The sequence below is a fragment of the Neisseria sp. P0021.S006 genome (assembly GCF_051956895.1).
Genome location: NZ_JBQCWZ010000257.1, coordinates 1 through 1748 on the forward strand (window position 1 = coordinate 1; position 1748 = coordinate 1748).

1 protein-coding gene is annotated in these 1748 nt (G+C 52.5%); it reads left to right on the forward strand.

What is annotated here, in order from left to right:
• Positions 1–1252, forward strand: a 1252-nt coding sequence (locus tag ACTHUM_RS13110) for a diflavin oxidoreductase (protein ID WP_440403071.1), incomplete at its 5' end; no start/stop codon positions are given.
• Positions 1253–1748: the final 496 nt, after the last annotated feature.

A 1748-nucleotide genomic window follows, 5' to 3' on the forward strand; every position in this document is an offset into this window, starting at 1 on the left:
CGACTTAGAATTCCAGGCCGATGCCGACGCATGGATTGCCGCCGTCGTACCCAAAGTGGCCGAATTAACCGCCCAAGCAACAAGCCCAAGTACAACCGCCGCATCAAACGGCTCAGCAACACCAAGCAGCGGCACCATCTACACCAAAGAAAACCCCTACACAGCCACCCTCTCCGTGCGCCAGAAAATCACCTCACGCACCGCAGAAAAAGACGTCGAACACATCGAAATCGACCTCAGCGGCTCAGGTTTGCATTATCAGGCAGGCGACGCACTCGGCGTATGGCCGCTGAATGCCGCCGACCTCGTTCAAGAAATCCTCGACCTCAACCAACTGACCGGCAGCGAAACCGTCCAACTTTCAGACGGCCGCGAAACCGACATCCGCACCGCCCTGACCGAATCCGCAGACATCACCCAAAACACACCGGCATTCGTCCAACAATACGCCGAATTAACAAACAACGAAGAACTCAAAGCCATAGCCGCAGATAAAGCCCAACTGGATGCCTACCTCGCCGCCACACCGCCCGTAGGCGTATTCGCAGCCTATCCGCACCCACTGGACGCACAAACCCTATACAGCCTCTTCCGCCCACAAACCCCGCGCCTTTACTCCATCGCCTCCGCACAAGACGAAGTCGGCGAAGAAGTCCACCTCACCATCGGCGTCGTCCGTTTCGACCACCACGACCACACCTACACCGGCGCAGCATCCGGCTACTTGGGTGAACGCCTCGAAGAAGGCAGCGAAGTCCGCGTCTTTGTCGAACCCAACCCCAACTTCCGCCTGCCGCAAAACAGCGATACACCCATCATCATGATCGGCGCAGGCACAGGCGTCGCCCCCTTCCGCTCCTTCATGCAACAACGCGCCGCCAATGGCGACAGCGGCAAAAACTGGCTCTTCTTCGGCAACCAACGCCTGGCTGACGACTTCCTCTACCAACTCGAATGGAGTGATTGGCGCAAAGACGGCCTCCTTACCCGCGCCGACCTCGCATGGAGCCGCCAAGGCGAACACAAAGTCTATGTCCAACACAAAATCACCGAACGCGCCGCCGAAGTTTGGAACTGGCTGCAACAAGGCGCACACATCTACGTCTGCGGCGACGCAGCACGCATGGCGCGCGATGTCGAAAACGCCCTGATCGAAGTCATCGAAACCCAAGGCAAACTCAGCCGCGACGAAGCCGAGGACTACCTCAACGACCTGCGCGAAGACAAACGCTACCAACGCGACGTTTATTGATTGGACAAGCCAAAATAAAGGCCGTCTGAAAGCTGAATTTCAGACGGCCTTTTTAAGGAACTTGCTCGGATTGTTATCAATTTATCTTGTCTTGCATTATAATTATGCAAATTTGACTCACTCGAAAGAAAATAAATTGGAAGGATTACAACAACTTGTAGATTTATTGGTGGGTTTTATCGATTGGATATTGAAATTACTGGCCTTCTTGTTTTAAACTACGTTCCATACTTTTATACATTAAAGACGTATTTTCATCATGCAAACCGCGCAATGCTCCGCTACTTTCTTCTATTGGTACCACACAAACGTGCGGTACTTTTTTGCGCTTGTCTGAAACAGACCAAATTGAAAATACGCAAATCAGAGCCGCCTCATTTGAGCGGCTTTTTTTATACCCACCATGGCCGCTTAAATCCACCCATTTTTAAGAAATAAGGAATACAGCCATGACCGCTTCAACTAAAATCCACAGCCAAACTCAAATGTTACACAC